This window comes from Pontibacter sp. HJ8, from assembly GCF_054824225.1.
In genome coordinates this window covers 1-1284 of sequence record NZ_JSYF01000317.1, presented here as the reverse complement: position 1 = coordinate 1284, position 1284 = coordinate 1, and the positions used below count along the sequence as shown (strand labels likewise).

Annotated in this window: 1 protein-coding gene; it reads right to left on the bottom strand. The window is 58.1% G+C overall.

Annotation, left to right across the window (positions count from 1 at the left end; genetic code table 11):
• Positions 1–146: 146 nt before the first annotated feature.
• Positions 147–1284 (bottom strand): S-adenosylmethionine:tRNA ribosyltransferase-isomerase (locus OB13_RS14070; RefSeq protein ID WP_461490803.1); only part of this gene is annotated, 1138 nt, incomplete at its 5' end.

Below are 1284 nucleotides of genomic sequence, written 5' to 3'. Positions count from 1 at the left end.
ATACCTATACCTGTGCACGATTCGGACAGGTCGTGACCTGTCTCCTAAGCCGCATTCTGACAATATGAGGTTCAACTTTTAATCTCATACCAGACACTCGCAGGAGCTGCGCACGCTGTGTGGTCATCGCCTGGTGGAGGCTATACCTACGGCATGAGCAGCGAGCTGTCGCCGTAGCTCAGAAACCTGTAATCAGTATCCAGCGCATGGCGGTATACCTGTTTCCAGTTTTCGCCTATGAGGGCAGCTACTAATAACAAAAGCGTACTCTCCGGCTGATGAAAATTTGTGACCAGGCCGCTGCATACCCGGAAGGTATAGCCCGGCGCAATGATGATCTGGGTGCTGGCATGGAGGTACGCTGCCTGATGGCGGTCCATGTAGTCGAGCAAAGCCTGGAAAGCCTCTTGGGCAGCAGGTGGAGTTGCGGTTTCGTACGGCAGCCATTGCGTCACGTGCAGGTCCTCGGGTTGTAGCTCCGGGTGTTGCAGCAGCAAGGCGCCCAGCCAATACAGGCTCTCCAGACTCCGCATGGACGTGGTGCCAACAGGTATAACAGGCCGCCCGAGGTGCTGCAACAATTGCCCGGCTACCTGCTTCGATACCATCAGCTGCTCGGCGTGCATCTCATGTGTCTCCATTGTATCGGCCTTGACTGGCTTGAACGTGCCGGCTCCCACATGCAGTGTCAGGTAGGTGCTATCGATCTCCTTCTCCTGTAGTTGCGCCATCACCCGGTCGGTGAAGTGCAGGCCAGCCGTCGGAGCGGCCACTGCGCCCTGGTGTTGGGCATAAATGGTCTGGTAGCGGGTGCGGTCTTCAGGGGTCAATTCCCGGTTGAGGTAGGGCGGCAAAGGCAGCCGGCCACAGCGCTCCAGCACCTCCGCAAACGTCAGTTCGCCGGGCGTCCACGTGAAGCGTATGAGGAAGTGACCTTCCTGCTGCGCCTCCCGCTCTGCGGTGACCTCGCCTCCCTCGAAGTATAGCTTCAGGGGACCGGATTTCCAGCGCTTGTTGTTGCCGACCAGGCATTTCCAGGTACAGCCGTCGGTCTGCTGCATGGCTAGCTGCACTTCCCGGTGCGGCTCTACCGGCTCCAGGCAAAATATTTCCACTATACCGCCCGTCTCTTTCTGGAACAGCAGGCGGGCCTGCACGACCTTGGTGTTGTTGAATACCAGCAAGGTGCCCTGTGGCAGCAGTTGGGGAAGATCCTGGAAGGTATGGTCAGCTATGGTTTGCCCGGTGTAGTAGAGGAGTTTGGACTGATCGCGCTCGGGCAAC